General features: G+C 72.1%; 21 protein-coding genes and 3 pseudogenes. 4 read left to right on the top strand and 20 right to left on the bottom strand.

The features are described from left to right. Complete coding sequence (locus ACVV2G_RS28525) at nucleotides 1-483, bottom strand: GNAT family N-acetyltransferase (RefSeq protein ID WP_453845649.1); 483 nt, start codon at nucleotides 481-483, stop codon at nucleotides 1-3. 55 nt (nucleotides 484-538) lie between these two features. Further along, nucleotides 539-667: a hypothetical protein gene (locus ACVV2G_RS28520; protein WP_453845712.1), complete on the bottom strand. Its 129-nt coding sequence runs from the start codon at nucleotides 665-667 to the stop codon at nucleotides 539-541. 519 nt (nucleotides 668-1,186) lie between these two features. Between ACVV2G_RS28520 and ACVV2G_RS28515 the strand changes: the two genes are divergently transcribed. Then, a complete protein-coding gene (locus ACVV2G_RS28515) occupies nucleotides 1,187-1,630 on the top strand; it encodes a hypothetical protein (RefSeq protein ID WP_453845648.1) in 444 nt (147 codons plus the stop codon). A gap of 285 nt (nucleotides 1,631-1,915) precedes the next feature. Here the strand turns inward: ACVV2G_RS28515 and ACVV2G_RS28510 are convergent, their stop codons facing one another. From ACVV2G_RS28510 to ACVV2G_RS28485, 6 genes are all read right to left on the bottom strand, one after another. Beyond that, a complete protein-coding gene (locus ACVV2G_RS28510; RefSeq protein WP_453845647.1) occupies nucleotides 1,916-3,409 on the bottom strand; it encodes an SDR family NAD(P)-dependent oxidoreductase in 1,494 nt (497 codons plus the stop codon). Between the two features lie 103 nt (nucleotides 3,410-3,512). Next, the gene (locus ACVV2G_RS28505; RefSeq protein WP_453845646.1) at nucleotides 3,513-4,853 is read right to left on the bottom strand and encodes a wax ester/triacylglycerol synthase family O-acyltransferase; all 1,341 of its coding nucleotides are present in this window, start codon (nucleotides 4,851-4,853) and stop codon (nucleotides 3,513-3,515) included. Between the two features lie 530 nt (nucleotides 4,854-5,383). Continuing rightward, a complete protein-coding gene (locus ACVV2G_RS28500; RefSeq protein WP_453845645.1) occupies nucleotides 5,384-7,990 on the bottom strand; it encodes a PA14 domain-containing protein in 2,607 nt (868 codons plus the stop codon). Nucleotides 7,991-8,156: 166 nt separating this feature from the next. Then, complete coding sequence (gene glgC, locus ACVV2G_RS28495) at nucleotides 8,157-9,377, bottom strand: glucose-1-phosphate adenylyltransferase (RefSeq protein WP_453845644.1); 1,221 nt, start codon at nucleotides 9,375-9,377, stop codon at nucleotides 8,157-8,159. A gap of 51 nt (nucleotides 9,378-9,428) precedes the next feature. Then, nucleotides 9,429-10,604, bottom strand: a complete 1,176-nt coding sequence (gene glgA, locus ACVV2G_RS28490) for a glycogen synthase (RefSeq protein ID WP_453845708.1) — start codon at nucleotides 10,602-10,604, stop codon at nucleotides 9,429-9,431. A gap of 38 nt (nucleotides 10,605-10,642) precedes the next feature. Continuing rightward, a complete protein-coding gene (locus ACVV2G_RS28485) occupies nucleotides 10,643-11,455 on the bottom strand; it encodes a (2Fe-2S)-binding protein (RefSeq protein WP_453845643.1) in 813 nt (270 codons plus the stop codon). Nucleotides 11,456-11,683: 228 nt separating this feature from the next. Here ACVV2G_RS28485 and ACVV2G_RS28480 point away from each other — a divergent pair, with 228 nt between their 5' ends. Next, nucleotides 11,684-12,922 (top strand): DMT family transporter, encoded by a 1,239-nt coding sequence (locus ACVV2G_RS28480; RefSeq protein ID WP_453845642.1) that lies wholly within the window; start codon nucleotides 11,684-11,686, stop codon nucleotides 12,920-12,922. On the opposite strand, the pseudogene ACVV2G_RS28475 reads toward ACVV2G_RS28480, so the two are convergent. From ACVV2G_RS28475 to ACVV2G_RS28455, 5 genes and pseudogenes are all read right to left on the bottom strand, one after another. Then, nucleotides 12,912-13,229, bottom strand: a pseudogene (locus ACVV2G_RS28475) (M23 family metallopeptidase); the annotation flags it as partial. The gene ACVV2G_RS28480 and the pseudogene ACVV2G_RS28475 overlap by 11 nt on opposite strands. Before the next feature lie 287 nt (nucleotides 13,230-13,516). Then, a pseudogene (locus ACVV2G_RS28470) lies at nucleotides 13,517-14,234 on the bottom strand (transglycosylase family protein); the annotation flags it as partial. A 199-nt stretch (nucleotides 14,235-14,433) separates the two neighbouring features. Continuing rightward, complete coding sequence (locus ACVV2G_RS28465) at nucleotides 14,434-14,697, bottom strand: DUF6355 family natural product biosynthesis protein (RefSeq protein ID WP_453845641.1); 264 nt, start codon at nucleotides 14,695-14,697, stop codon at nucleotides 14,434-14,436. Nucleotides 14,698-14,825: 128 nt separating this feature from the next. Next, on the bottom strand, nucleotides 14,826-15,008 hold the full coding sequence (locus tag ACVV2G_RS28460) for a hypothetical protein (protein WP_453845640.1): 183 nt from the start codon (nucleotides 15,006-15,008) through the stop codon (nucleotides 14,826-14,828). A gap of 1,013 nt (nucleotides 15,009-16,021) precedes the next feature. After that, entirely contained in the window at nucleotides 16,022-17,203 is a 1,182-nt protein-coding gene (locus tag ACVV2G_RS28455; RefSeq protein WP_453845639.1) for a hypothetical protein, read from the bottom strand. Between the two features lie 337 nt (nucleotides 17,204-17,540). On the opposite strand from ACVV2G_RS28455, the gene ACVV2G_RS28450 reads away from it, so the two are divergent. Then, a complete protein-coding gene (locus ACVV2G_RS28450) occupies nucleotides 17,541-17,825 on the top strand; it encodes a hypothetical protein (protein WP_453845638.1) in 285 nt (94 codons plus the stop codon). 124 nt (nucleotides 17,826-17,949) lie between these two features. On the opposite strand, the gene ACVV2G_RS28445 is transcribed toward ACVV2G_RS28450, so the two are convergent. After that, nucleotides 17,950-18,081 carry a hypothetical protein gene (locus ACVV2G_RS28445; RefSeq protein ID WP_453845637.1) on the bottom strand — a complete coding sequence of 44 codons (132 nt, stop codon included), beginning with the start codon at nucleotides 18,079-18,081 and terminating at the stop codon, nucleotides 17,950-17,952. A 60-nt stretch (nucleotides 18,082-18,141) separates the two neighbouring features. On the opposite strand from ACVV2G_RS28445, the gene gndA reads away from it, so the two are divergent. Then, nucleotides 18,142-19,581: an NADP-dependent phosphogluconate dehydrogenase gene (gene gndA / locus ACVV2G_RS28440; RefSeq protein ID WP_453845636.1), complete on the top strand. Its 1,440-nt coding sequence runs from the start codon at nucleotides 18,142-18,144 to the stop codon at nucleotides 19,579-19,581. A 645-nt stretch (nucleotides 19,582-20,226) separates the two neighbouring features. Here the strand turns inward: gndA and ACVV2G_RS28435 are convergent. The 6 genes and pseudogenes from ACVV2G_RS28435 to ACVV2G_RS28410 all read right to left on the bottom strand — a co-directional run bounded on the left by ACVV2G_RS28435 (nucleotide 20,227) and on the right by ACVV2G_RS28410 (nucleotide 24,390). Beyond that, the gene (locus ACVV2G_RS28435; protein ID WP_453845707.1) at nucleotides 20,227-20,868 is read right to left on the bottom strand and encodes an aspartate/glutamate racemase family protein; all 642 of its coding nucleotides are present in this window, start codon (nucleotides 20,866-20,868) and stop codon (nucleotides 20,227-20,229) included. A 124-nt stretch (nucleotides 20,869-20,992) separates the two neighbouring features. Continuing rightward, entirely contained in the window at nucleotides 20,993-21,337 is a 345-nt protein-coding gene (locus ACVV2G_RS28430; protein ID WP_453845635.1) for a GNAT family N-acetyltransferase, read from the bottom strand. Nucleotides 21,338-21,369: 32 nt separating this feature from the next. Continuing rightward, the gene (gene panD / locus ACVV2G_RS28425; RefSeq protein WP_453845634.1) at nucleotides 21,370-21,789 is read right to left on the bottom strand and encodes an aspartate 1-decarboxylase; all 420 of its coding nucleotides are present in this window, start codon (nucleotides 21,787-21,789) and stop codon (nucleotides 21,370-21,372) included. Between the two features lie 350 nt (nucleotides 21,790-22,139). Continuing rightward, nucleotides 22,140-22,271, bottom strand: a pseudogene (locus ACVV2G_RS28420) (nucleotidyl transferase AbiEii/AbiGii toxin family protein); the annotation flags it as partial. Then, entirely contained in the window at nucleotides 22,268-22,630 is a 363-nt protein-coding gene (locus ACVV2G_RS28415; RefSeq protein ID WP_453845633.1) for a hypothetical protein, read from the bottom strand. The pseudogene ACVV2G_RS28420 and the gene ACVV2G_RS28415, both read right to left, overlap by 4 nt. Before the next feature lie 752 nt (nucleotides 22,631-23,382). Beyond that, entirely contained in the window at nucleotides 23,383-24,390 is a 1,008-nt protein-coding gene (locus tag ACVV2G_RS28410) for a helix-turn-helix domain-containing protein (RefSeq protein WP_453845632.1), read from the bottom strand. Nucleotides 24,391-24,470 lie beyond the last annotated feature (80 nt).

The raw sequence follows: 24,470 nt of genomic DNA, 5'->3' as shown, positions 1-24,470 counted from the left end.
CTAAAGGGCGCGGTACATGACGTGCAGGCCGACCCGCCCGTGCCGCGGGTGGTCGAAGGCGTCCGGCACCGTGCCCAGGACGGTGAAGCCCAGGGAGGTCCAGAGCCGCACGGCCGGGTTGGTCTCGACGACGGCGTTGAAGACCATGCCCCGGTATCCGTCGGCCGCGGCGGCGGCCAGCACGTGTTCGGCGAGGGCCCGTCCGGTGCCGCGTCCGCCGCGGTCGGGGTCGACCATGAAGCCGGCGTTGGCGATGCGGGCGGCGGGGCCGCCGTAGTTGGGGGTGAGGTACGCGGAGGCGACGACGGCGCCGGTCCCGTCCTCGGCGACGTAGACGCGTTTGGCGGGGCTCATCCACAGGGCCCGAGCGTCCGCCTCGGAGGTCCGCGGGTCCCAGGCGTAGGTCTCGCCGGCCGCGACGATGCGGTGCCAGAAGGGCCAGATGTGCGGCCAGTCGTCGGCCGTCGCTTCCCTGATCAGCATGGGCGTGAGTCTCGCACGCCCATGCGTCCGGCGATCCTGCGGGTGGCGCCGCGGGTCAGTCCACGCTGGGCAGGATGTGGGGTTCGGCGAGGTCCTCCTCGTAGCCCGCGAGGCGGATGGGGGCGGACCGGGCCCACACGTCGAGGCTGCCGATCTCGCCGGGCCGGCGGCCCGCGCGATCCATGCGTTCCTTGGGGCGTTGCTCTGGATTCGTCGTCTCCGGTGTCACCGCGCACTCCTTATGTGTCGGGTCACCCTGGGGGCCTGTCGGCCGAGTCTGCCGTTCGGCACCGGACGCCCGCTGGGGTTTCAGTCGCATGCAGTTCGGACGCGGTGGCGCCGGCAACTCGGGCGAGAGCAGGCCGCTGTGAACCGGCTTGTCCCATGACGGACCTCGGGTGTGGGTGGAGCCCTGTACTGCCGTCCGTCCGCTTCAGATTAACCAAATGAGCGGGGGTGCGCTCTATGGGGCTCAAAACATGGGGGAACCATTGCCCTTCACATCCCGCCCAGTTGGCCCGATTCTCCCGGTATTGAACGGTTTCAGCACCCCGCACGTCTCACCCGTTCGGCCGATGCTCCCGATCACACCTTCGATTGTCATCGGCGGCGGGTGGCACCGTTAAGTTGCCGTTGGCTGCGGCGCAAGCCCGCCATGGTCCGATGCCGGTCGGCAACGTCTGTCTCGTGGGAGGGCCGAGGCATGGAACTGCGCAGCGTCGACGAGCTGATGGACCTGCTGTACGCCTGCCGGGGCGAAGGGGCCGTCGCGGAGCGCGGCAGCGGGGCGGTGGACCTGCACGGGCACGCGCTGCGCACCGCCGCGCTCCTGCGCCGGCGCCGCCCCGCGGACAAGGAACTCCAGGTGGCCGGCCTGGTGGCGCCCGTGGGCCGGCTGCTGTGGCCCGGCAACCCGGTCGGCCGGACCGCCGAGGCGGTGCGGCCGCTGCTCGGCGCGCGCGTCGCCCGCCTGCTGCGCCGCGACGCCCACCCGGACGCCTGGGCCCACGACGACGACCTGGTCAGCCTGCGCCAGGCGGCCGAGGAGGCGCGCACCAGCCTGTTCGACGCCGGGGTCCTGGAGGACTGGCGTACGGTCCTGGAGCTGACGGCGGCGCGGCACGCGCGGCTGGGAGCCGTCGACTGAGCCGGGCGGGGTGACGGCACGCCAGGTGCGGCCGGGGCGGGGAGGCCCTGCGGCCCCGGCCCCTGGCGGGGCCGCAGGGCCGGGAGCGGGCCCGGCGGGGATCGCGTCGCGCGGTCCCCGCACCGTCGCATCGGGCACACCGTCACATCGGGCACACCGGGAGCGCCCGGCGCACCGGTGCTCGCACCCGAGCGGGACGGCGTCCTGCCGGCCGGCCGACGGATCAGGGCCGTTGGTCCGGTGCGCCCGCGGGACGCGGTGCACCGGGGGCGCCCGTCGGGCCCGTCACCACTTGCCGGGCGCGTAGTCCTTGAGGAAGACGCCGTACAGGTCCTCACCCGCCTCGCCGCGCACGATCGGGTCGTAGACGCGGGCGGCGCCGTCCACCAGGTCGAGCGGGGCGTGGAAACCGGCATCGGCCAGACGCAGCTTGTCGAAGTGGGGGCGCTCGTCGGTGATCCAGCCGGTGTCGACCGAGGTCATCAGGATGCCGTCGCTGTCGAACATCTCCTGGGCACTGGTCCGCGTGACCATGTTCATGGCTGCCTTGGCCGCGTTGGTGTTCGGGTGGCCGGCGCCCTTGTACCCGCGGGCGAACACGCCCTCCATCGCCGAAACGTTGACGACGTAGGCGCGCCCCGCGGCGGCCCTCCGCGCGGCCTCGGCCATCGCCGGCCGCAGCTTGCTGATGAGGATGAACGGCGACGTGTAGTTGCACAGCTGGGTTTCGAGCAGTTCCACCGGGGAAATCTGCTCGATGGTCTGGACCCAGGTGTTGGAGTCGACGACGTCGGGGACCAGACCGCCCGCGTCGATCGCGGTGCCCTCCCGGTGGCGGACCACGCTGGCGTTGCCCGCGACCAGGGCGAGGTCGGCCACCTTCTGCGCGTCGAGCCCCGAGGCGCCGACGGGCAGCGCCGCCAGTCCGTCCACCGCACCGGAGTTGAAGGCGCCGATGACGTGGTGGGCGGGCAGCTCGCCCGCCGGCAGCGGGGCGCTCTCGCCCTCGACCAGCGCGGCGTACGCGGAGGGCAGGCGGCGCACGGTCTGGGTGGCGTTGTTGATCAGGATGTCGAGCGGCCCCTGCTCGGTGACCTGGTCGGCCAGGGCCACGGCCTGGGCCGGGTCGCGCAGGTCGATGCCGACGACCTCCAGGCGGTGGATCCAGTCCGCGGAGTCGTCCATGGCCTTGAAGCGGCGGATGGCGTCCTTGGGGAAGCGGGTGGTGACCGTGGTGTGCGCGCCGTCGCGCAGCAGGCGCAGCGCGATGTACATGCCGATCTTGGCCCGGCCGCCGGTGAGCAGCGCGCGCTTGCCGGTGAGGTCCGCGCGGGCGTCGCGGCGGGCCCGGTTCTCGGCGGCGCAGCTCTGGCAGAGCTGGTGGTAGAAGTAGTCGACCTCGGTGTAGCGCTGCTTGCAGATGTAGCAGGAACGGGGGCGCTGGAGTATGCCCGCGATGCTCCCCTCCTCGGTACGGGAGGAGGGCAGGATGCCTTCGGTCTCGTCGTCGATGCGCTCGGCGGACCCCGTGGCGGTGGCCTCGGTGACGGCCTTGTCGTGGGCGGTCTTGGCGGCCCGGCGCTCCTGACGGCGGCGCTGCTTGACCATCCGGTAGATGTGCGAGGTGGCCCGGCGGACCCGGACCGCGTCCGGGTGGTCGACGTCGAGCCCGTCGAGTTCCTCCAGCACGCTCAGGCAGACGGCGAGCCGCTCCGGGTCGATGCCCGGGCCGTACACCACCTCGTCCGTGGCCGCCGAACCGTCCTGTGTCACCGTCATCGCCGCTGCCGTTCCTGATCACCGTCGCGGCGCTCCGACTCGCGCCCGCTTTCGAACGGCGGATTTTACTTCAGCGGCGGGCCCGGGCGCCAAACACGCCCGCTCAGGCACCGCAGGCCGTGAGCAGGGTCTCCACCTCCCCGGACAGGGCCAGGGCGAACCGGTCGAGGTCCGGCACGGCCTTCGCGTCGGCGACCAGGCCGTAGTGGACCTGTCCGCGGTACGTCGAGACGGCCACCGCCAGGGAGTGGCCCCGGGCCAGCGGCGCGAGCGGGTAGACCTCGGTGAGCGGGTGGCCGCCGAGCCGCAGGCCTGGGCTGGGCAGGGGCACGCTGGTGACCAGGATGTCGAACCAGAGCCGGGCGGCCGTGCCGACCAGCGGTCCGCCGAGGCGGTGGCCGAGCGCGGGCACGTGGTCGGCGAGCAGGGCGACGGCACCGGCGCCCCGGCCCGGCCCTGCGTCCTTGTTACGGTCCATGGCGGCGCGCACCGCGGCGAGGCGGGACAGCGGGTCGGGGTCACCGACCGGCAGCCTCGTCAGGTAACCGGAGAGCCGGTTGCCCTGCGGGTGGGCGGTGCGCGGCCGACGTTTGGAGACGGGGATCAGCGCGCGGGGCGCGACGCCCTCGCTGCCGTCGCCGCGTTCGTCCAGCCAGGTGCGCAGGGCCCCCGCGACGACCGCGATCAGGACGTCGTTGACGGTGCCGCCGACGGTCTTGCGCACCCGGTGCACGTCGTCCAGATCGACGGTGACGCCCGCGGTGCGGCGGGAGCCGGAGGGCCGGGCGGTGAGCGCGGCCGAAGAACGCACGTCGAGGGTGGACAGGGCCGCGGCGGCGCCGATGTCGAGGGCGCGGCCCGCGTCGGACAGGGCCCCGCGCACCCTCTCCGGCAGTCCGCGCACGTCCGGCAGGAGCCGCCGGGCGGGCTCCGCACGGCGCGGTCGCGGCGCCGGCAGGTCCATCGGGTCGAGAATGCCCGCGGCGAGGGTCAGTGCCCGCAGGCCGTCGGCCAGGGCGTGATGGAACTTGAACAGCACGGCGAAGCGGTCGCCGTCCGCGCCCGGCAGCACGTGCGCCTCCCACGGCGGCCGGCCGCGCTCCAGCGGGCGCTCCATGAGACGGCCCGCCCGGGCGTGGAAGTCCGTCGTCGGGGCGTGCAGCCGCACGTGGTCGAGCGGGTCGAAACCGGGGTCGGGCTCCCGGACCGCGCCGCCGAACGAGAACGGCTGCCGCAGGCCGATCGGCGGCTGCCAGGTGTCCCGGATGCGCATCCGAAGGCCACAGACGCCCGGGGCGCGGGCCGCGAGCAGATCCGCCGCGTGGGCGCCCGCGGTCGGCGAACGGGCCGCGAAGACGCCGAGCGCGGCGAGGTGCATGGGGTGCTCGGCGGACTCGAGGTTCCAGAACGCCAGGTCGAGGGGGGCGAGCGGGTCGGATGTCAAGGGCGCGCCTCGCAGGGACGACGTGGGGACACGTAGGAACAAACAGTCAATCGCCCCGCGATGATTACGGTCAAGCACGATCAAGCTACGCACAGTTAACATCAGCTTAAAGTCCCAGCCCCCGAAAGGGCCGGGACTGCGGGTGCCCCATGGGTTCGTCACGCCCAGCTCCCCGACGGCGGCGCCGCCGGGGCCGCGAATCCCCACCCGGACGGCTGCGGGCCGACCGTGCGTCCGGGCGCCGGGGGGGCCGTCGTCCCTGGCCGGTGAGGGCGCCGGGGACGAGGAGCCGCCTCGGTGAAAGCGGCGTCGGCGGAGCGTCGGGCGGACTTCCGTCGACGGGGGACGCGACGGGGACCGGGACGGGCCTGGGACCGGGGCCGGCCGGTACTGGACCTGGATCCGGACCTGGAGCTGGGACCGGGACCGGCCGGGGGGGGGGACGGCGTACCGCTGGTGCGCGGTGCGTCGCTCCCCCGGCCGGCGGGCCTGCGTGCGCCCCCTCCCCCGGCCGGCGGGTGCTTCCCTGCTCAGACGCAGTTCGCGGGTGTGGCTCGCGAGACGTCCGCGATCAGCTGTTCGTGTGCCGCCCTGAGCCGCGGCACGTCGGGTTTGACGACTTCGCGGTCGTACGTCAGCAGGCCGTTCAGCTCGCCCTCGACGTCCGAGATCTGGGTGTAGACCGCACCGTTGCTGCCCCTGCAGGCCAGGGCGCGCACCTCGTCGAGCTTGGTGAGGTAGTCGTCGGTGTACGTCTCCGGGTCGACGTCGACGTACGACTGCTGCACGGACCAGGCGTGTCCCGGCACCGCGAGACCGAGGCCGCCGTACTCCCCGGTGACCAGGGCGCGTTCGCCGTCCGGGGAGGGCGGCAGGGCGGGGCTCGGGTAGCCGTGCTCGTCCATGATGTCGCCGGCGCCCCCGTCGGCCCCGAGGTTCAGGCCCGACTGGTTGTTGACGAGGCGGGTCGGGTCCCAGGCCTTGGCCTGCTCGGCGACGCGCTGGATGTCGTACTGGCCCCAGCCCTCGTTGAAGGTGACCCACATGACGACCGACGGGCTGCTGACGTGTTCGTCGATCATCTCCTTCATCTCGCGCTCGTACTCGGCGCGGGCGGCGGTGTCCGGGTTCACGCCGGCGGTCATCGCGGGCATGTCCTGCCACACCAGCAGGCCGAGCCGGTCCGCCCAGTAGAACCAGCGGTCGGGCTCCACCTTGATGTGCTTGCGGACCGAGTTGAAGCCCATCTCCTTGTGCATCCGCAGGTCGTACGCCAGCGCCTCGTCGGTGGGGGCGGTGTGCAGGCCGTCCGGCCAGAAACCCTGGTCGAGGGTGGCCATCAGGAACACCGGTTCGCCGTTGAGGACCGTGCGGGGCACGCCGTCCACCTTCTCGACGGCGATGGAGCGCATCCCGAAGTAGCTCTCGACGCGGTCGTGCCCGACGGTGACCCTCAGGTCGTACAGGAACGGGTCGTCGGGCGACCACAGGCGCGGTTCGTGGATCCTGAGGGTCAGCGGCTCACCCGTACGTCCGCTCGCCGTGGCGACCTTGCGGTGCCCGGCGTACGCCGTCGCACTGACCCGTACGCCGTCGCGCACGCCCCTGGGCTCGACCGTCAGCGTGCCCGCCCCGGCGTCGGGGGTCAGCTTGAGCGAGTCGACGTGGTCCCGGGCGACCGGCTCCATCCAGACGGTCTGCCAGATCCCGGAACTGGGCGTGTACCAGATGCCGCTCGGGTCCAGGCGCTGCTTGCCGACCGGCGGGTTCTCCCCGCCGGCGGCGTCCGTCGGGTCGTACACGCCAACGATCAGCTCCTGGGTACGGCCGGGCTCCAGCGCGTCGGTGACGTCGGCGCCGAACTTGTCGTAGCCGCCCTTGTGCGCGGCGACCTTGGTGCCGTTGACGTACACCTCGGACTGCCAGTCCACGGCTCCGAAGTTGAGCTGCAGCCGCCGCTCGTCGCCGATGCGCCAGTCGCGGGGCACGGTGAAGGTGCGGCGGTACCACATGCGGTCCTCGTGCCGCTGGACGCCGGAGAGCTGGGACTCCACCGGGTACGGGACGAGGATGCGCTCCTTCAGGTCCTTGCCGACCGGCGGCTGCTCGCCGGCCTCGGCGGCGGCGAACTGCCATCGGCCGTTGAGGTTGCGCCAGGCGTCGCGCGTCAACTGCGGGCGCGGGTACTCCGGATGGGCGTTGTCCGGTCCGACCTCGTCCGCCCAGGCGGTGCGCAGTTCGTACGTGGACCGGTTGCCGCCGCTGCTCCAGAAGGCCTTGACAACGTTGCCCTCGGCGTCGGTGAGGCCGCCTTCGCCGTCGTAGCGGACGTCGGCGGTGCCGGGTGCGTCACCCTCCTTGTCACCGACGACGGGTTCGTCGAGGGCGACGAGCAGGACGGTGGGGTCGGCGGGGTCGGCCTTGGCCTCTCCCAGGGGCCACCTGGCGCCGCCGATCACCGCTTCGAGGTGGTCGGAGAGGCCGGCCGGGACCGCGGCGAGCGGGCGCGGGAAGTCGAGCCTGAGGGTGCGTCCGGTGCCGAGGACGGCGGTCGCGGTCGCCCCGTCGTAGTCGAAGCCGTCGGGGAGGCGGAACGCCGACTGCGGGACGGGCTCCTTGCCGCCGCCGGGCTCGGTCCAGCGCAGATGGAGATTCGAGCCTCCGAAGTGCTCGAAGTACTCCACCTTGAGGTCGTACGGCCGGCCGGCCGTCAGCTCGATCGGCTGCGCGGTCTGTTCACGGTCCCAGTCGTCGACCCAGTGGTCGATGGCGAGCTGTCCGCCGATCCAGAGACGGAAGCCGTTGTCGCCGGTGACCGAGAAGGTGTGGGCGCCGGTTGTCTCCGGCACCAGCTTGCCGGTCCAGCGGACGCTGACGTCGTCGGACTGCCCGGTGGCGAAGTTCAGGCGCGACTCCAGGGTGTCGAAGTCGAGCTGCGGGTCGAAGCCGGTGGCCTTGAGTTCGTGGAAGTCGAAGGCGCCGGGGGCTGACTGGGTGTAGTACTCGCCCTTCAGTCCGTGGATCTCCGCGGCCTCACCGGCCTCCGCGTTCGCGTGCGGTGCGGCGGCCAGTCCCGCGACGCCGAGTGCGGCGGCGAGCAGTAACGCCAGTCGGTCTCTGAGTCGTTTGGTGCGCACTGACCCTCTCCTCGAGAACGGGTGGTGGCTGATGGCTCAGGACATCGATGTCATACATCGATGCGACAGCAGCGATGCACAGGCATGACAACACGGATTCCGCTTGGGGTCCAGGGACATGACAATAACCTCGGACGCCTCACGCGCCCGGGGCCGCCACCGTCCGTCACGACACCCTCTGCCCCTTGCCCAGCGCGATCACGCCACCCTTGGAGACCGTGTACAGCTCGGTGTCCCGCTCGGGATTGACACCGATCGTCGCGCCCGGCGGCACGTCGACGTTCTTGTCCAGCACCGCCCCGCGCACCACCGCTCCGCGGCCGACGTGCACGTTGTCGTGCAGCACCGAACCCTGCACGACCGCTCCCGGGTCGACCACCACACCCGGGGAGAGCACGGAACGGGTGACCTGCCCGCGGATCAGACACCCCGCGCTGATGATCGACTCGCTGGCCATCCCCCCGGCGTTGAAACGGGCCGGGGAGAGCTGGGCGGAGTGGGTGTAGACGGGCCAGTCGCGGTTGTAGAGGTTGAAGGCGGGACGCTCGGCGATCAGGTCCATGTGGGCGTCGTAGTAGGCGTCGAGGGTGCCGACGTCCCGCCAGTAACCCTGGTCCCGGGAGGTCTCTCCCGGCACGTGGTTGGCGCTGAAGTCGTACAGCGCGGCGTCGCCCCGGCCGGTGAGCTGGGGCAGGATCGAGCCGCCCATGTCGTGGACGGAGCCCTCGTCCTCGGAGTCCCGCTGCAGGGCCTCGACGAGGGCCTTGGTGGTGAAGACGTAGTTGCCCATCGACGCGAAGACGCACTCGGGGTCACCGGGCAGCCCCGGCGGGTCGGCGGGCTTCTCCAGGAAGCCGGTGACGGTACGGCCGTCGGAACCGGGGGTGATCACGCCGAAGGACGACGACTCGCCCCGCGGGACGCGTATCCCGGCCACGGTCACGCCTGCGCCGGACTCGATGTGCTGGGCGAGCATCTGGCGGGGGTCCATGCGGTACACGTGGTCGGCGCCGAAGACCGCGACGTACTCGGGCTGCTCGTCGTGGACCAGGTTCAGCGACTGGAGGATGGCGTCGGCGCTGCCGAGGTACCAGCGCGGGCCGAGGCGCTGCTGGGCCGGGACGGGGGTGACGTAGTTGCCGAGCAGGCTGGACATCCGCCAGGTGGTGGTGATGTGCCGGTCCAGCGAGTGCGACTTGTACTGGGTGAGGACGCAGATCCTCAGGATGTCGCCGTTGACCAGGTTGGACAGCACGAAGTCGACCAGCCGGTACGTGCCGCCGAAGGTGACCGCGGGTTTGGCGCGGTCCGCGGTCAGGGGCATCAGACGTTTGCCCTCTCCGCCCGCCAGCACGATGCCGAGCACCGAAGGACCTCCACGACGCATGGCCGCTCCCCTCACCCTCGTTCACCCCCGGCTGCCCCGGTGCGGGGCACCCTAAGCCTGTTTGAGGAGCTCCTCGTAGAGCCGCACGGTCCGGCGGGCGACCGCGTCCCAGCCGAACTCGTCCACCGCCCGCTCCCGGCCCGCCTCGCCCATCCGCCGGGCGGCCGCCGGGTCGCCGAGCACGGAGTCCAGCGCCCGCGCGAGGCCCGCCTCGAACACCTCGTCCCCGGCGTCGTCCGGGCCGCCGCCCCTGGCCACGAGCACCCCGGTCTCCCCGTCCGCCACGACCTCGGGGATGCCGCCGACCCGTGAGGCCACGACCGGGGTGCCGCACGCCATCGCCTCCAGGTTGACGATGCCGAGGGGCTCGTACACCGAGGGGCAGACGAAGACCGCGGCGTGGGTCAGCAGCTGGATCACCTCCGGGCGCGGCAGCATCCTCGGAATCCAGTGCACGCCCTCGCGGGCGCGGCTCAGCTCGGCGAAGAGGTCGCGGAACTCCCGGTCGATCTCGGGGGTGTCCGGAGCGCCGGCGCACAGCACGACCTGTGCGGCCGGATCGATGTCCCGCACGGCGCGCAGCAGGTGGGGGACGCCCTTCTGGCGGGTGATGCGGCCGACGAACAGGACGTACGGGCGGGAGCGGTCCAGACCGATCCGGTCCAGGGCGTCGGTGCCGTGGTCGGGCCGGTAGAGGGCGGTGTCGATGCCGTTGTGCACGATGTGGACCCGGGAGGCGTCCAGGGCCGGGTAGCAGGCAAGGACGTCCTCGCGCATGGCGCCGGAGACGGCGATCACCGCGTCGGCGCTCTCGAACGCGGTGCGCTCGGCCCAGCTCGACAGCGCGTAGCCGCCGCCCAGCTGCTCCGCCTTCCAGGGGCGCAGGGGCTCCAGGGAGTGGGCGGTCACCACGTGCGGGACGCCGTACAGGAGCTTGGCGAGGTGGCCGCCGAGGTTCGCGTACCAGGTGTGGCTGTGGACCAGCTCGCGGCCTTCGAGGGCGGCCGTCATCGCCAGGTCGACGGAGAAGGTGCGCAGCGCGTCGTTGGCGCCGTCGAGCGCGGACCAGGAGCGGTGCCGCAGCACGCCGTCGGTGCGGCCCTCGCCCCAGCAGTGCACGTCCAGGTCGACGAGGCGGGCGAGCTCCCGGGCGAGGAACTCCACGTGGACGCCCGCGCCGCCGTACACGTCCGGCGGGTACTCGCGGGTCAGCAGTCCCACACGCACCCGGAACCTCCCCTGCTCGGCGGCTGGTCCCTTCATGGTCACTCAGACGGGGCGCGCGGGGAAGACCGCGGGAGCTGCGGAGACCGGGAAGGCCGGGGAGACCGGGCGGGCTCCGGCGGCCGGGAGAAGCAGCAGTCGCCGCACACGCCTGCGCCGGGCACCCGGTAGTACAGGCAGCAGCTGCGGCGGCGGAAGGCGTCGCCGGTGAGCGAACCGGTCCCGGTGAGCAGGGGGTGGGCGAGCAGGCCGGCGGTCAGGGAGCGGGCCCGGGCGGCGGTGTCCTTACGGCCGTGGCGTCGGGCCCAGCGGCCCAGTTCCCGGCCCGCCCCGGCCAGCGCGGAGGCCGCGTTGCCCCACAGCAGGCCGGTGGCGACACCGTAGCGGGCGTGGAGGACCGTCGTCAGCGGCGTGAGGTGGGTGTGGAGTACGGTCTCCGCGATCGTGGCGACGTCACCCGGCCGCGAGCGCACCTCGGCGAGCCACAGGTCGTCGGGGGCGGTGGCGTCGGGGTCCCAGTGCAGCAGCGACGGGGCCAGGTCGGGGACGCGGTCGTAGAGGACGGCGCAGCCCAGCGCCACCGACCACAGGCGGGCCGCGAGCCCCTGCTGGGCCACCGAGGCGGCGACACGGGTCTCGGGGGCGGGGAGTGCGGCGGCGACCTTGCGGACGCGGGAGGCGAGCGGGTCCTCGCGGTCCCCGGGGACGGGGCCGCCCCGTCCCGGCTCTCCGTGGTCCTTCGCGTAGGCGTGTGCGAGGGTGGGGAACGGCCCGGCCGGCGACGGCTGCGAGGCGTGCAGCACGCAGAAGCCGCCGAGCGGGCGGAGGGCGGCGAGGCCGGGGTCGAGGTCCACGGAGAGCAGTTGTACCAAGGCCCCTGGGGGGCGTTGGTCGGGGGTCCGGGCCGCAAGTCGCCCACCCTGGGGAGGACGGGACCGTCGTCCTACTCCATCGGCAGTAGGACCCAATGAGTGCTCAGGGACGACGACGGGAAGCTCCTGGGACGGCATCGTGTTGTCCATGGATGACGACCGTTCGCCGCGCCGGGCCGAGACCCCCCGCCTCACGCAGAGGAGCAGCCGATGAGCGCCCTCGCGTTGTCCGTGCTGCTGTCGCTCGTCTCCGCCGTGGCGTACGCGGGCGGGGCGATCGTGCAGGAGCAGGTCGCGGCGTCCTCCCCCGGCGTTCAGTACGCTCCGCTGCGCCGGCCCGCCTGGTGGGCGGCGGTCGCACTGAACGGCGTCGGCGGCCTGCTGCACGTGGTGGCCCTCGCGCTCGGTCCGCTGAGTCTGGTGCAGCCGCTGGGAGCGCTCACCATCGTGTTCGCCCTGCCCATGGCGGCGCTGTTCGTCGGCCGCAGGGCCGGCGCGACGGCCTGGCGGGGCGCGCTCATGGCGACGGTCGGTCTCGCGGGTCTGCTGTCCCTGGTCGGCGCGTCCGACGCGCAGTCCCTGGGCACCGCGCAGCGGGTGGGAGCGGCGGTCGTGACCGGTGGCGTGGTCGTGGCCCTGATGATCGCCGGCCGGGCCGCGCACCGGCACCCGGCGGTGCGCAGCATCCTGCTGGCGACCGCGTCCGGCATCGCCTTCGGCATGTCGTCCGTCTTCACCAAGACGGTCGCGGTCGACTGGACCGGTGGCGTCTCGGGCGCCGACCTGCCGTCCCTGGCCGTGATCGGCGTACTCGCCACGGCCGGCATGCTGCTGTCCCAGGCCTCCTACCGGGGTGCCGGCCTCGCGGCGCCGCTGGCCACGCTGACGGTCGTCAACCCGGTGGTGGCCGCGGTGGTCGGCATCACGATGTTCGGCGAGACCTTCCGCCACGGCACGGCCGGGACCATGCTGGCGCTGGGCTGTGGGGTGGTGGCCGCGGGCGGGCTGATCCTCCTGACGACGGAACGGATCGCGCGGGAGTCCGCCGGGGAGGCCGGGGGCCCTCCGGCGGCGGTCGTCGTCCCGGCGGCGGCCGTGCCGGCGGAGACTGTGCCGGCGGTGCTCGTTCCGACGGCGGCCGTGCCGGCGGTGATCGGGCCGGCGGTGATCGGGCCGGCGGTGATCGGGCCGAGGGCCGCGCCGGCCGGGGAGGCCTTCGGCAAGGACGTGCCCGTGCACGAGCGGCGGGCCGTCCCGTTGTCCGGCAAGGTCCCCGCGCCCTCTGCGGAGCCGTCGCCGGCCCCGGACGCCGTCCCCGCCGAGGAGGCGTTCCAGGCCGGGGAACCCGCGGAGTGGAACGGTCCGCCGCTGTACTTCGGCCCGTTCCACGACGGCCCGTTCGTCCCGCCGCCGGTGCTGGACCGGCACCGGCACCGGATCAGATCCTGACCCCGCCGGCCCGCAGGTACGCCACCGGGTCGACGTCCGAACCGAAGCCCGGCCCCGTCCGCACCTCGAAGTGCAGATGCGGGCCCGAGCTGTTGCCCGTGGAGCCCGAACGGCCGAGGCGCTGACCGGCACCCACCGACTGACCGTCCTTGACGGAGATCGCCGAGAGGTGCGCGTACTGCGAGTAGCGGCCGTCGCCGTGCCTGACGACCACCTGGTACCCGTAGGAGCCGCCCCAGCCCGCGCTGACGACCCGCCCCGCCGCGACCGACTTGACCGAGGTGCCGGTGGGGACCGGGAAGTCGACGCCGGTGTGGTAGCCCTTCGACCAGGAGGACCCCGCCTGGTGGTACGGCGTGCCGGTGGGGGCGTCGACGGGGGCGACGACGGCGCGGTGCGTGGTGGCCGTGTCGGTCTTGGCCGCCTTCTCCGTCCTGGCCTTGCCGGTGGCGGGTGACGCCTTCTTCTGCTGCTGTTTCTGTTGCTGCTGTTTCTGCTGCTGCTGTTTCTGCTGCGGCTCGGCCGTCTTCGCCTTGGGCTTCTCGGCCGTCTTGGGCTTGTCAGCCGTCCGGGGCTTGTCGGCAGCCTTCCGCTCGGTGCGGGCCCCGGTGGCGGCCCCCTCGCCGCGCACCGCCAGGCGCTGGCCCGGCAGGATCAGGTCGGGGTCCCCTCCGATCGCCTCCCGGTTGGCCTCGTAGAGCCGCTGCCAGCCGCCGCGGACCCGCTGGTCGCCGGCGATGCCGGACAGGGTGTCCCCGGTGACCACCGTGTACATGCGGCCCTTGCCGGCCCGGGACTGCGGGGTGGTCTGGGGCTGGACGTCCCTGACCGAATCCGGCTTCGCGGCGGACTGCCCGGTGGACTTCTCGGCGGTCCTCTCCGTGCCCTTGTCCGGCCTCGCGTCCCCGGCCGGCCGGATGTCGGGCGTGTCACCGCCCCGGGTCAGCCCGGCCCGCTGCGAGCACACGGGCCAGGCACCGGGGCCCTGGCCGTCCAGCACCTTCTCCGCGATGGCGATCTGCTGGTCCTTGGTGGCCAGATCCGCACGCGGGGCGTACGCGGTGCCGCCGAACGCCTCCCAGGTGGACTGGGTGAACTGCAACCCGCCGTAGTACCCGTTGCCGGAGTTGATGTCCCAGTCGTTGGTGGACTCGCACGCGGCGACCTTGTCCCAGGTCCCCACGTCGGCCGCGTCCGCCGTGCCGGTGCCCATGAGCGGGAGTGCCAGTCCCGCGCCGCCCGCGGTGACGGTCAGTGAGGCGCGGTTGATCCTGTTCGGCTGATACCGGCGGTGCCGGCCGCGTACGGCCATGGAGGTCCCCCTCGACATTGCGTCAGGAGGGGCAAAAGTAAGCGCTGCTAACAGGCCATGACAAGACGGCAATCGGCCGGTTGGTCACCCCAAGTGGCGGAGAACGGATGGCGTTGCCCGAGGAAGGCGTCCCCGCGGTCTTCGAGGGTGAACCGGTGGCACGGCTCCGACCCGTTCGCCACCGGAGTGGGACCAGTGCTCAGTGGGACGTGTGCCCGGTGTGCTGTCCACTCGGGTAGCCGGCGCCGCCGATGCGGTAGGCGTTGAGATAGTTCGGACCTGCACCCGGTAGCTGCGTGCGGCCGGGGCTGACGCAGAGGTGGTAGTCGTTCGTGCTGCCTCCCCCTCGGACGTCGACGTGTACCCGAACCGTCGTCGGACCGCAGTGGTTGCAGGCGGCGAACCGGGACGATCGGACGCTGTACCGGAAGAAGCCGCACGGCGGCGGAGCGAGGGGGCGCATCCCTGCCTGAGGCGCTTGCGCACCGCGTGCCGCCTCGGCGTGCGCCGGAGCGGGAAACGCCATCATGGCCAACGCGGCGTCTGACGCTGCTGCCAACGCGGCTCGGAGAGGACGAGGGGAAAGCTTCCCTACGTTGTTCTGCGGGAGGTACTGAGCCCTTCGTATGGTTCCCCCACCCAGGGGTGCCGGGTGTGGTCCAGGCTGATCTGCTGGGCTGCCTGGTCGGCGTCTACGGGGTCGTCGCCCTTGAGGACCAGGTCCGTGATCCGGCCACGCTGCAGACTCGCGGAGTCGATCAGCAGGTAGGCCATGGTCCGCAGGTCCTCGTCATGAGCGGACGCTTCCGAAAGGCGGCGGCGGGTCCCACGTCGCGGAAACAGGCCCACAGCGTGCGTCCCCATGTCACCGCACAACCCGCCGTCATCCGTTCGCCGTCAGCGACCTGCCGGGCCGGACGTTCACGGCCCACCGACCACTTGGCCGCTTTCACCGTCATCCCCCTCGTCATCCGCACGACCGCGTCACCGTTCGGTGCTCATCCACGCGGAAGCAGCGCAAGGGAGCGGGCCGGCCGAGGTGGTCAGGCAGACGTGCGGCTGGTGATGGCCGGCAGGGTCGTTGTCTTGATCCGGCGGTAGGTCACGAAGCCGTTCACGGTGACCCCTGTCCAGATGACGGTACTGACCAGAGGCCACCACAGCTCCCTCCCTCCTTCACCCTGGGCAAGATTGACGACCCAGCTGACCGCCCAGCTGACCGCGAGAACAAGTGCCGCCCACCTGGCCCACCGCCAGATCCGCATCGTTCCTCGGGCACGGGTTTCCTGTGAGCTCTGATCACCCTGTCGGGGTCGTGTTCCATTCATGACTATCCGCCTACCCCCTGCCCGTCTTTTGCCTCCCGGCCCTTGGGAGAGGGCCGAAAACGGACGGCCTCACCGGTTTCAGAGGTACTCAGAGGTGTCCAGGAAGACCCGACAGCCTCCGCAACCCGGCCCTCCACATCGGGGGTGCCGAGGATTTCGCCACCGAGAACATGAAGCGCGCGACTACACCGGAGCCGACGTGCCGGTGTGGTTCAACGTCCTCGAAGGCACCGACCGCGTCCTCGCCACCCGCAACGGCCGGCACATCGTCACCTCATGGCTCCGATGGCACCCGGCCGACGAGGAGTTCCGCCGTACGCAGGACTTCCTGAGCCCGGCCGCACCTTCTGCGAGCTCGACGAGGTCCAGGACGCGAACCGGTGACACCGAGGCGACCGGCCTCCGCCGCCCCGTCGCTCATCCCGGCGGGGCAGCGGAGGCCGGGGGCCGCGGGGTGGCTCAGCCGGAGGGGTGTGTGCGGCGGCGCAGGCGACGGCGGGCGCGGCGGGCGACCACCCGCAGGAGGTCCTGGGCGGTGACCTGGCGGACCGGGCGGTCCTCGACGGAGTCGGACCGCGACCGCTCGGCCTGCCGGGACAACTCCAGGGCCGAGCCCGCGCGGATCCCGCCGAGCACCGCTTCCACGGCCGCGGCGGTGGGCACATCGGCCGGAGCCGTGGAAGCGGTGGTGACGCCGGGGCGCCGGGTCAGTGTGGACAGGTCGCCGATGACCCGGACGCCGAGGGAGGAGATGTTCGCGACCATCTCCTCTGCGACCTCGGCCGCCGCTTCCCCGGCCCAGGCCGGGGTCGTGATCCGCGGCTCGCCGCTGGACGGCTTGTAGGCCTGCATCTGCGGGACCACTCCCTCGCGCACCACCTTGCCGCGGGGCAGATCGAGCTCCCGGAGCCTGCGGTTGAGCCGTACGACGAGTTCCGTCTGGCTCTGGGTCAGGGAGCGGTTGGCGCCACAGTCGTCCTCCTCCGGCACGAGTGTCCCTTCCGGCAGGTCGAGCAGTCCCTCGAAGGCCCGGAACAGCCGCAGCGGTTCGGCGTCGTCCACCACGACCACGGTGACGTTGTCCAGGCCGGCGGCGTCGGCCCACCGCGCGAGGAGGGCGTCGTGCCGCTGCCGGTGCCAGAAATCGGGTGTCGGCTTCTCGTACGGAGGTCTGCGGAGCATGCCGTCGAGCCAGTCCTCGTAGGATTCGCACAGCCCGTGCTTGACGTATTGCTGCCAGTGCGAGGGGAGAATTCTGTGCAGTGGGCGCAGCGTCACGACGACGTGTACGTCCGTGCCGCCGAGCCCCTTCACCACATTCCGCGCCGCCTCGGCGTCCGCCTGCGAGAAGAATTCGCTGCTGATGGCCACGCGCCGGTCGCCGGCCTCGGCCACTTCCGCGCAGAACGCGTCCCAGACCGCCTTCTTGGCGGCTCCGGCCTCGGTCAGCGGGTCCGCGGTGGTGATCGCCGCGGCCGGCTCCTTTGCCTGGCGTCCCTTGCCCGCGTACACCACCCCGTGACTGGCCAGTTCTACGCGCGCCTGGTGGAACGCCCCCTGCAGCGCGGTCGTCCCGGTCTTGTGCGGACCGATGTGCAGCAGCCGCGTTCCGGGCGCGACGGTGAAACGTTCCTTGGACATGCGGAAACCGGACTCCCTTTACCGTCGGCATGGACAGTTCGACCCTGCCGCACACTTCGCGCGCACGTCGACAGCTTCCGCATGAGAATCGGATAAGGGAATGTCCGGCCGTCCCGCACGGCCCGCGATGATGCATGCCGGACGAATGGCACATGAAGAGCAGTCGAATCGCACATGAAGGGCAGAAGAACGCTGAAGCGTGCCGGATTTCCACGGGTGCGGAGGACGGAACCCTGGCCTCGACGTTCGTGCCGGCCCACCGTCTCCGCCGGTGGGCCGGCACGAACGTCGAGGCCAACGGGCGAACGTTGCCCGCCGCGGCACTGACATCCACGACATGACCATCGATGCAGTGGCCGAGTCGCATCCTCGGGATGTGCCGACGATCGAGCACATCGACTTCGAAGCCCTCGATGGATACCGCTTTGCCGATGGTGAGGGATTTCCTTGTTCCTATCGGGACACGGACGGGGAGTTTCCCATCTGGGAGCCGGGGGTTTCGACTCCCTGCATCACCTCGGCGCAGACCTCCACAAGGCGCTACCGCTGGTGCGCGCTCTCCATCAACATCTACGGGCCCCGCCCGTTCGATGTGGAACCACTGCACGCCACCCGCATCTGACGGGCAGGCGATCAATGCCGCCCACAGCAGGGCGACGCCCCGTCCCGTCCGCTGAGACACCCGGCCCCCTCCCCGCGTATGGGAGGACGCCGGGTCGGAAGTGCGACCGACGTACCGGCACACGTCAGGTCGAGCGGCAATACTGGCGGCACCACGGCGCCCCGGACAGCACCCGCACCGGGGCGGCACAGACGCAAGGCATCACGAACACCACCGACACCACCGACATCAGGGTCATCAGGGTCATCAGGGTCATCAGGAATCACCAGAATCACCAGAATCACCAGAATCACCAGGGTCACTAGGAGCCAACCCAATGAGCACGACAGCGCAGATCGGCGTCACGGGGCTCGCGGTCATGGGCCGCAACCTCGCTCGCAACTTCGCCCGCAACGGCTACACGGTCGCCGTGCACAACCGGACCGCGTCGCGCACGCAGGCGCTGGTGGAGGAGTTCGGGGACGAGGGAGACTTCGTCGCGGCCGAGACCGCCAAGGAGTTCGTCGCGGCCCTGGAGCGGCCCCGCCGCCTGGTGATCATGGTGAAGGCCGGTGACCCGACCGACGCGGTGATCCAGGAGTTCGCCCCGCTGCTCGAGCCCGGCGACATGATCATCGACGGTGGCAACGCCCACTTCGCGGACACCCGCCGCCGGGAACGCGAACTGCGCGAGCAGGGCATCCACTTCGTCGGCACCGGCATCTCGGGCGGCGAGGAGGGCGCGCTCAACGGCCCGAGCATCATGCCGGGCGGCTCGAAGGAGTCGTACGACTCGCTCGGCCCCATGCTGGAGAAGATCTCCGCGAAGGCGGCCGACGGGGCGCCCTGCGTGACGCACGTGGGCCCGGACGGCGCCGGACACTTCGTGAAGATGGTGCACAACGGCATCGAGTACGCCGACATGCAGCTGATCGGCGAGGCGTACCAGCTGTTGCGCGACGTCGCCGGGTACTCGCCCGCGCGGATCGCGGACATCTTCCGCATCTGGAACACCGGCCGCCTGGACTCGTACCTGATCGAGATCACCGCCGAGGTGCTGGCGCACGTGGACGCGGAGACGGGCAAGCCGTTCGTGGACGTGGTGGCCGACCGGGCGGAGCAGAAGGGAACCGGCCGCTGGACTGTGCAGATCGCCCTGGACCTGGGCGTGCCGGTGTCCGGCATCGCGGAGGCCGTCTTCGCCCGTTCCCTGTCCGGGCACGCGGCGCTGCGGGAGGCCTCGCGCTCGCTGGCGGGTCCGCAGGCGTCACCGCTCGGCGAGACCGAGGCGGCTGCCTTCGCCGACCGGGTGGAGCAGGCGCTGTACGCGTCGAAGATCGTGTCGTACACCCAGGGCTTCCACGAGGTCGCGGCGGGCAGCGAGGAGTACGGCTGGAACGTCGATCCGGGAGCGGTCTCCGCGATCTGGCGCGGCGGCTGCATCATCCGTGCGGCCTTCCTGGACCGCATCCGCGCCGCGTACGACGCCCGGCCGGACCTGCCGAGCCTGCTGTCGGACGAGACGTTCGCCCGGGAGATCGCGGAGGCGCAGGACGACTGGCGCGAGGTCCTGATCGCCGCGACCCGGCAGGGCGTACCGACGCCGGGCTTCGCCGCGGCCCTCGCCTACTACGACGCCCTGCGCGCCGAGCGGCTCCCGGCCGCACTGACGCAGGGGCAGCGGGACTTCTTCGGAGCGCACACGTACCGGCGGACCGACCGGGAGGGTGCGTTCCACACGCTGTGGGGCGGCGACCGGTCGGAGGTCACCGCGTAGTCGGAGGCGGCGGGTGACGGGTACGCCCCGGGCGGCGGGTGGACGGCGTAGGCGGCGGGTGGACGGCGAGGGCGGTGAGCGGCCCCGTACGGTCGCCCGCCGCCCTGCGCGTGTAGGGCCGTTCCGCGCGGCTCAGGTGAGCGGCGGTCCGGGCTCCGGGTGGGGTACGGGCTCCGGCCCCGGCGGGATCGGTGACGGCGAGGGCTCGGGGGGACCGGGGTGCGGGGGCGGCGGGGTCGGCTGCGGGCCCGGCCCCGGGGGCTGGGGCGTCGGCTGCGGGCCGGGGCCCGGGGGCGGAGGCGGGGGTGCGGGTTCCGGGCCGGGGTCCGGGGCCGGCACCGGGTCGGGGTGCGGCTGGGGTTCCGGGTCCGGGCCGGGGGTGGGTCCTGGAGTGGGCCCGGGGGGAACGGGGTCCGGATACGGGTTCGTCATGGCGCTGTCCTCCGGCCAGTCGGTCGACGTCGGCTCTGGACTTGTCCCCCGCCTACCCGACGGCAGTCGCCCCACTCACTCCCCCGCACGAACGGCCGGGCCCGGGTGGCCGAGGCGGTCCCGCACGGGGCCGGGGGCAGGTGGCGGCGGAACCGGCGGACACGCGGCGGCCGTTGCCGTGTCCGGGCGCCGGAACACCGGACGGGCGGGGCACTACCCGCGAAGCGCCGCGGCCACCGCCCCCGCGGCCAGTCCCGCAGCGGGGCTGGCCAGCACCGGGACGGCGGTCCCGGCCGACTCCCGGGCCGGCGCCATGGAGGCCTGAGCCAGAACGATCACGTCGGCATCGGTGACGGCGTCGGCGGCCTCGGTCACCAGCCGCAGGTACTCCTCGGTGTCGCCGGCCTCGAACCGCGGCCAGGCACCGTGGACCAGGAGGGTCCGCACCTCGACGGGGCGCCCGGCGCGCCGGGCCTCCTCCTCGACCAGCACCGCTGTCGGATCGAGCGTGCTCCGCAGGGCGGCGAGGACGACGACGCGCGGACCGGCGGCCACCGCCGCGGCGGCCATCGGCCGGTCGACCCGCAGCACCGGCACCCCGGCGCCGTCCGCGGCGGCCTCGGCGACGGCTCCGATGGTCGAGCAGGTGCACAGAACGGCTCGCGCTCCTTCGGCGACGACCTCCCGCAGCACGGCCCGGACGGCGTCCGTCACCGCCTCCGGCCCTTCGCGCCGTGCCCGGTCCAGCAGCTCGGCGTCGACGTGGTGCCGCAGCTCCAGACCCGGATGCGCCGCGTCACGCAGGGCGTCGAAGACCGGGACGTGAACGGGCGACGTGTGCAGCAGCGCCAGCACCCACGTCCCCTTGATCATCATGATCCTCTTCGCCGGTGCCCGCGCCCGGGCGGCCCCGCACGTACGGACGGCCCTCGTGCCCTTCCTACTCCTCCGTGCCCCTCCGTGCCCCTCAGGGTCCGGGTCAGAACCGCTCGGGATGCGCCGCGAGCCACTCCTTCGCCGCGTGCAGCAGCTCGGGATCGGCCGCGGGTGCCTCGTCGGGATGGCGCTCGGCCCACTTCACGACGTAGGAGCAGAGCGGGGCCACGACGATCCCCTCGCGTCGCGCGAGGGCGTACACCTCACGTGTCAGCGAACCCGCGACGCCCCGGCCCTCGTGGGCGGGCTCGACGACGGTGTGCACGGGGACGAGGGCGCGCGCGGGGGCGTCCAGCACGAAGTACTCGATACGGCCGACCACCTCACCGGCACCGACCGCTTCCAGGCGGCCCGCCGCCCGGTCGTCCCGGATCTCGATGTCGCTCATGGCCACGCTCCTCGTCCGTGCGCTTGCGTACGTCAGGCCGACACGGCCTGCGGGCTGCGTTCCTGGTCCGATCCGGGGACCGGCTCGGACGCGTCGGCGCCCAGGGCGACGATACGGTTGTCTCCGTCCACGTGCACGACCCGCGGACGCAGCGACCGCGCCTCGGCGTCGGTGACCTGGGCGTAGCTGATGAGGATCACCAGGTCGCCGGGATGGACGAGGTGCGCGGCGGCCCCGTTGATCCCGATCACGCCGGAACCCCGCTCGCCCTCGATGACGTACGTCTCCAGCCGGGCACCGTTGGTGACGTCCACGATGTGCACGAGCTCACCGGGCAGCAGGTCGGCGGCGTCCAGCAGGTCGGCGTCGATGGTCACGGAGCCGACGTAGTGCAGGTCGGCCTGGGTGACGGTGGCGCGGTGGATCTTGGACTTGAACATGGTACGCAGCACTCTGGACTCCTGAAAATCGGCTCCCTGCCTGCTTTCTGCAGGTCAAGGGCGGCATTCACTGTACACCGGCAGGCGTCGGAGTCGATGATTGCGAGGAACATCTCCTGCCATTGGGGATAGGGCTCCCTGCCTGGGCTTCCGCGTCTACCAGGCTGTTGTGACACCACCGACCAGGTGCCTGTTCGGACAGCCGTTTCAGAATGTCCGGGAACTGATGCTGACTAGATGCCGACTTGCCTGACGTTGCATCAGGTGCATGCCGGGCATAGGTATCAGCGCCACTCCCATGGCGAAGCAAGCTCGCAGCGAGCTGGAAGAGGGTGTCGATACTCCGATTGTGACCGCCGACAGAGGTCGCGGCTGAATCGTTCGACCAGGCCGTGGGCCTGCACGGCGTATCCGCCGGTGAGGACCAGAGGGTAGGGGGAGCCGAGATCGAGGATGTCGGCGAGGAGACGCTCGTGCAGCGGAGTGAGCTTCACGCGGCGGTCGTGTCGGCCGGAGCGGTGCGGAGCAGCTCGGGGAAGGCGTACTCCCAGACCTCGCGGATGTAGGGACTGATCAAGCGCGCCAGCACGGGCCACTGCTCGGTGATCAGCCGGTGGTGCAGGAGTGCCACCAGGTCTTCGCGCAGTCCTTCGGCGAGGACGGTCCGGTACAGCGTCATGCGGGACTTCGGACGGTCCAGGCTGTAGCTCGTCCGCCCGGACCAGACGATGTGGAGCGGCAGGTCCACGTTGCCCTCGACGGGGCCGGCCAGCTCCTGCAAGCGCTCGGGCAGTCGGCTGCGGTAGCGGTCCCGCAGCACCTCGGCGCGGGAAGCGGTGGTCGTCGTGTCCATACATCCAGTATCGCTGTTGGGAGGCGGCGGCATGGCGGATATGGGCCCCACCTGTCGTATGTCCGGGTCGGACGCTGCCCGCGCCTCCCTCGGGCGTCTCACTCGGCAGGCCTCAGCGCATCATGGCCCACCCGTGCAGCTCCTCCAGGTGGCAGAGCAGCCGAATGTCCTGCCGCCCAGGACCACCCGCTCTCGGGCGCGGGTGACCATGACGTAGCAGGTGCGGAGTGCAGACGGTCGCCGCGGTGGGGTCGGTTGCGGCGTCGGTGATGACGACGGCGCCGAAGCGGAGGCCCATGGCGCTGGCGCGGTGGACGAATGACCCAGGGGCGGGCGAAGTCCCGACAGCGGCCGCAGGCGGCATCCGCAAGACACGCTGCTTGGGCCCGGAACGCAGTCCACTCGCTCAGGACGCATGCCGCGGACGAGCTGTCGAGTCAAGCAGCGAACCTCCCGAGCGGGAGCCAGGCACCTGTGTCCGGGTCCCCGTCAGGCGGTCACCAGGTCAGCAAGCTGGGACGCTCCCGCGCCCCATGATGGGCACATTTCGTGTTCGGCGGCGGGGAAAATCGTGCGTTGCTGTTACCAGGCGTGGCGCCTGCGTACCTCTGGGGGCGGGCCGAACGTGGCGGCGTCGCGGCCGACCGCCCGGCCACGGCCGCGTGTGCACGGTGATCCGTTCGGCGGCCGGTCGCGCCGGGGCGGGACGTCGGCCCGCAGCCGATCGGTCGAGCCGTCCGTCCCCGGCTCCGCTACTCCTCGCCGCTGAGCCAGCCCTTCGCGACAGCGCGGGCACCGGCCTGGAAGCGGCTGCGGGCGCCCAACTCGTCCATCAGTTCGGCCGCGATACGGCGGGCGGTGCGGGCGGAGACACCGAGGTGCTTGGCGACCGTCTCGTCGGTGAGTCCCTGGCTCAGCATGCGCAGCACCTCGGCCTCCTGGCGGGTCAGTCCGCCGGCGTCGCGGCCTCGGGCCCGGTCCGGGGAGCGTCCGAGAGGGGTGGCCTCCTCCCAGAAGCAGTCGAACAGGGCGCACATGGCGGTGACAGGTCCGCGGGCCGCCAGCAGCAGGGCGCCGGCCTTGCTGTCCGCACCGTCCACGGGAACGATGGCCACGTCGCGGTCCATGATCATGAGGCGGAGCGGGAGCGCGGGCACGGTCCTGATCTCTCCCCCGAGCTCACCCAGCCACGTGGCGTACTCGACGGTCTCCGGGCTGTTGCGCACACTGTCCAGGTACACCGTCCTCATGCGGACGCCGCGACGCAGCAGCTCCTCGTCCTGAGACCTGGCCGCCTCCATGCTGGCCGCGCTCTGCGCCCCACCGGAGACGAGCGTCATGACCTCGTCCCGCACCTCCCGGACGAGGATGTGGATGCGGTCGCGGATTTCATCGATGTCGTCCAGTTGCTCCACGTCCGGCAGTCCCTGCCGGGGACGGATCGCGGCGAAGTCCGCGGCGAGGTGGACCGCGGCGAGCCGGAGTTGTTCGACCCTCTGCTGCTCCGCGGCCAGTTGCTCCTGCTGGTGCGCGATCACGGCCTGGACGCCCAACTGGGGGTCGACGGCGCGGTAGACGTCGGGCTCCCCCAGGCGTGGACGGACCAGCGCCAGCTCGCTCAACCTGTCGAGGCTCGTTCGGAGCCCGTCCTCATCGAGCCGCAGAGACTGCCGTAACTCCTCTATTCCCGCCTGCGGTTGCTCCAACAGCGCCTTGTAGACAGCGGCGCACGTCTCGTCCAACCCCAGTACGTCCAGCACGTCGCCCCCCGCAGAGTCGGCTGTCGGTCCGCGTTCGTCACCCGTGGCACACGACAGCGGTTAACCCCGGGGCACGGGCA

The sequence above is a fragment of the Streptomyces sp. JK94 genome (genome assembly GCF_053613315.1).
The sequence above is the reverse complement of the archived record's forward strand: the minus strand, read 5'-3'. Positions and strand labels throughout refer to the sequence as shown.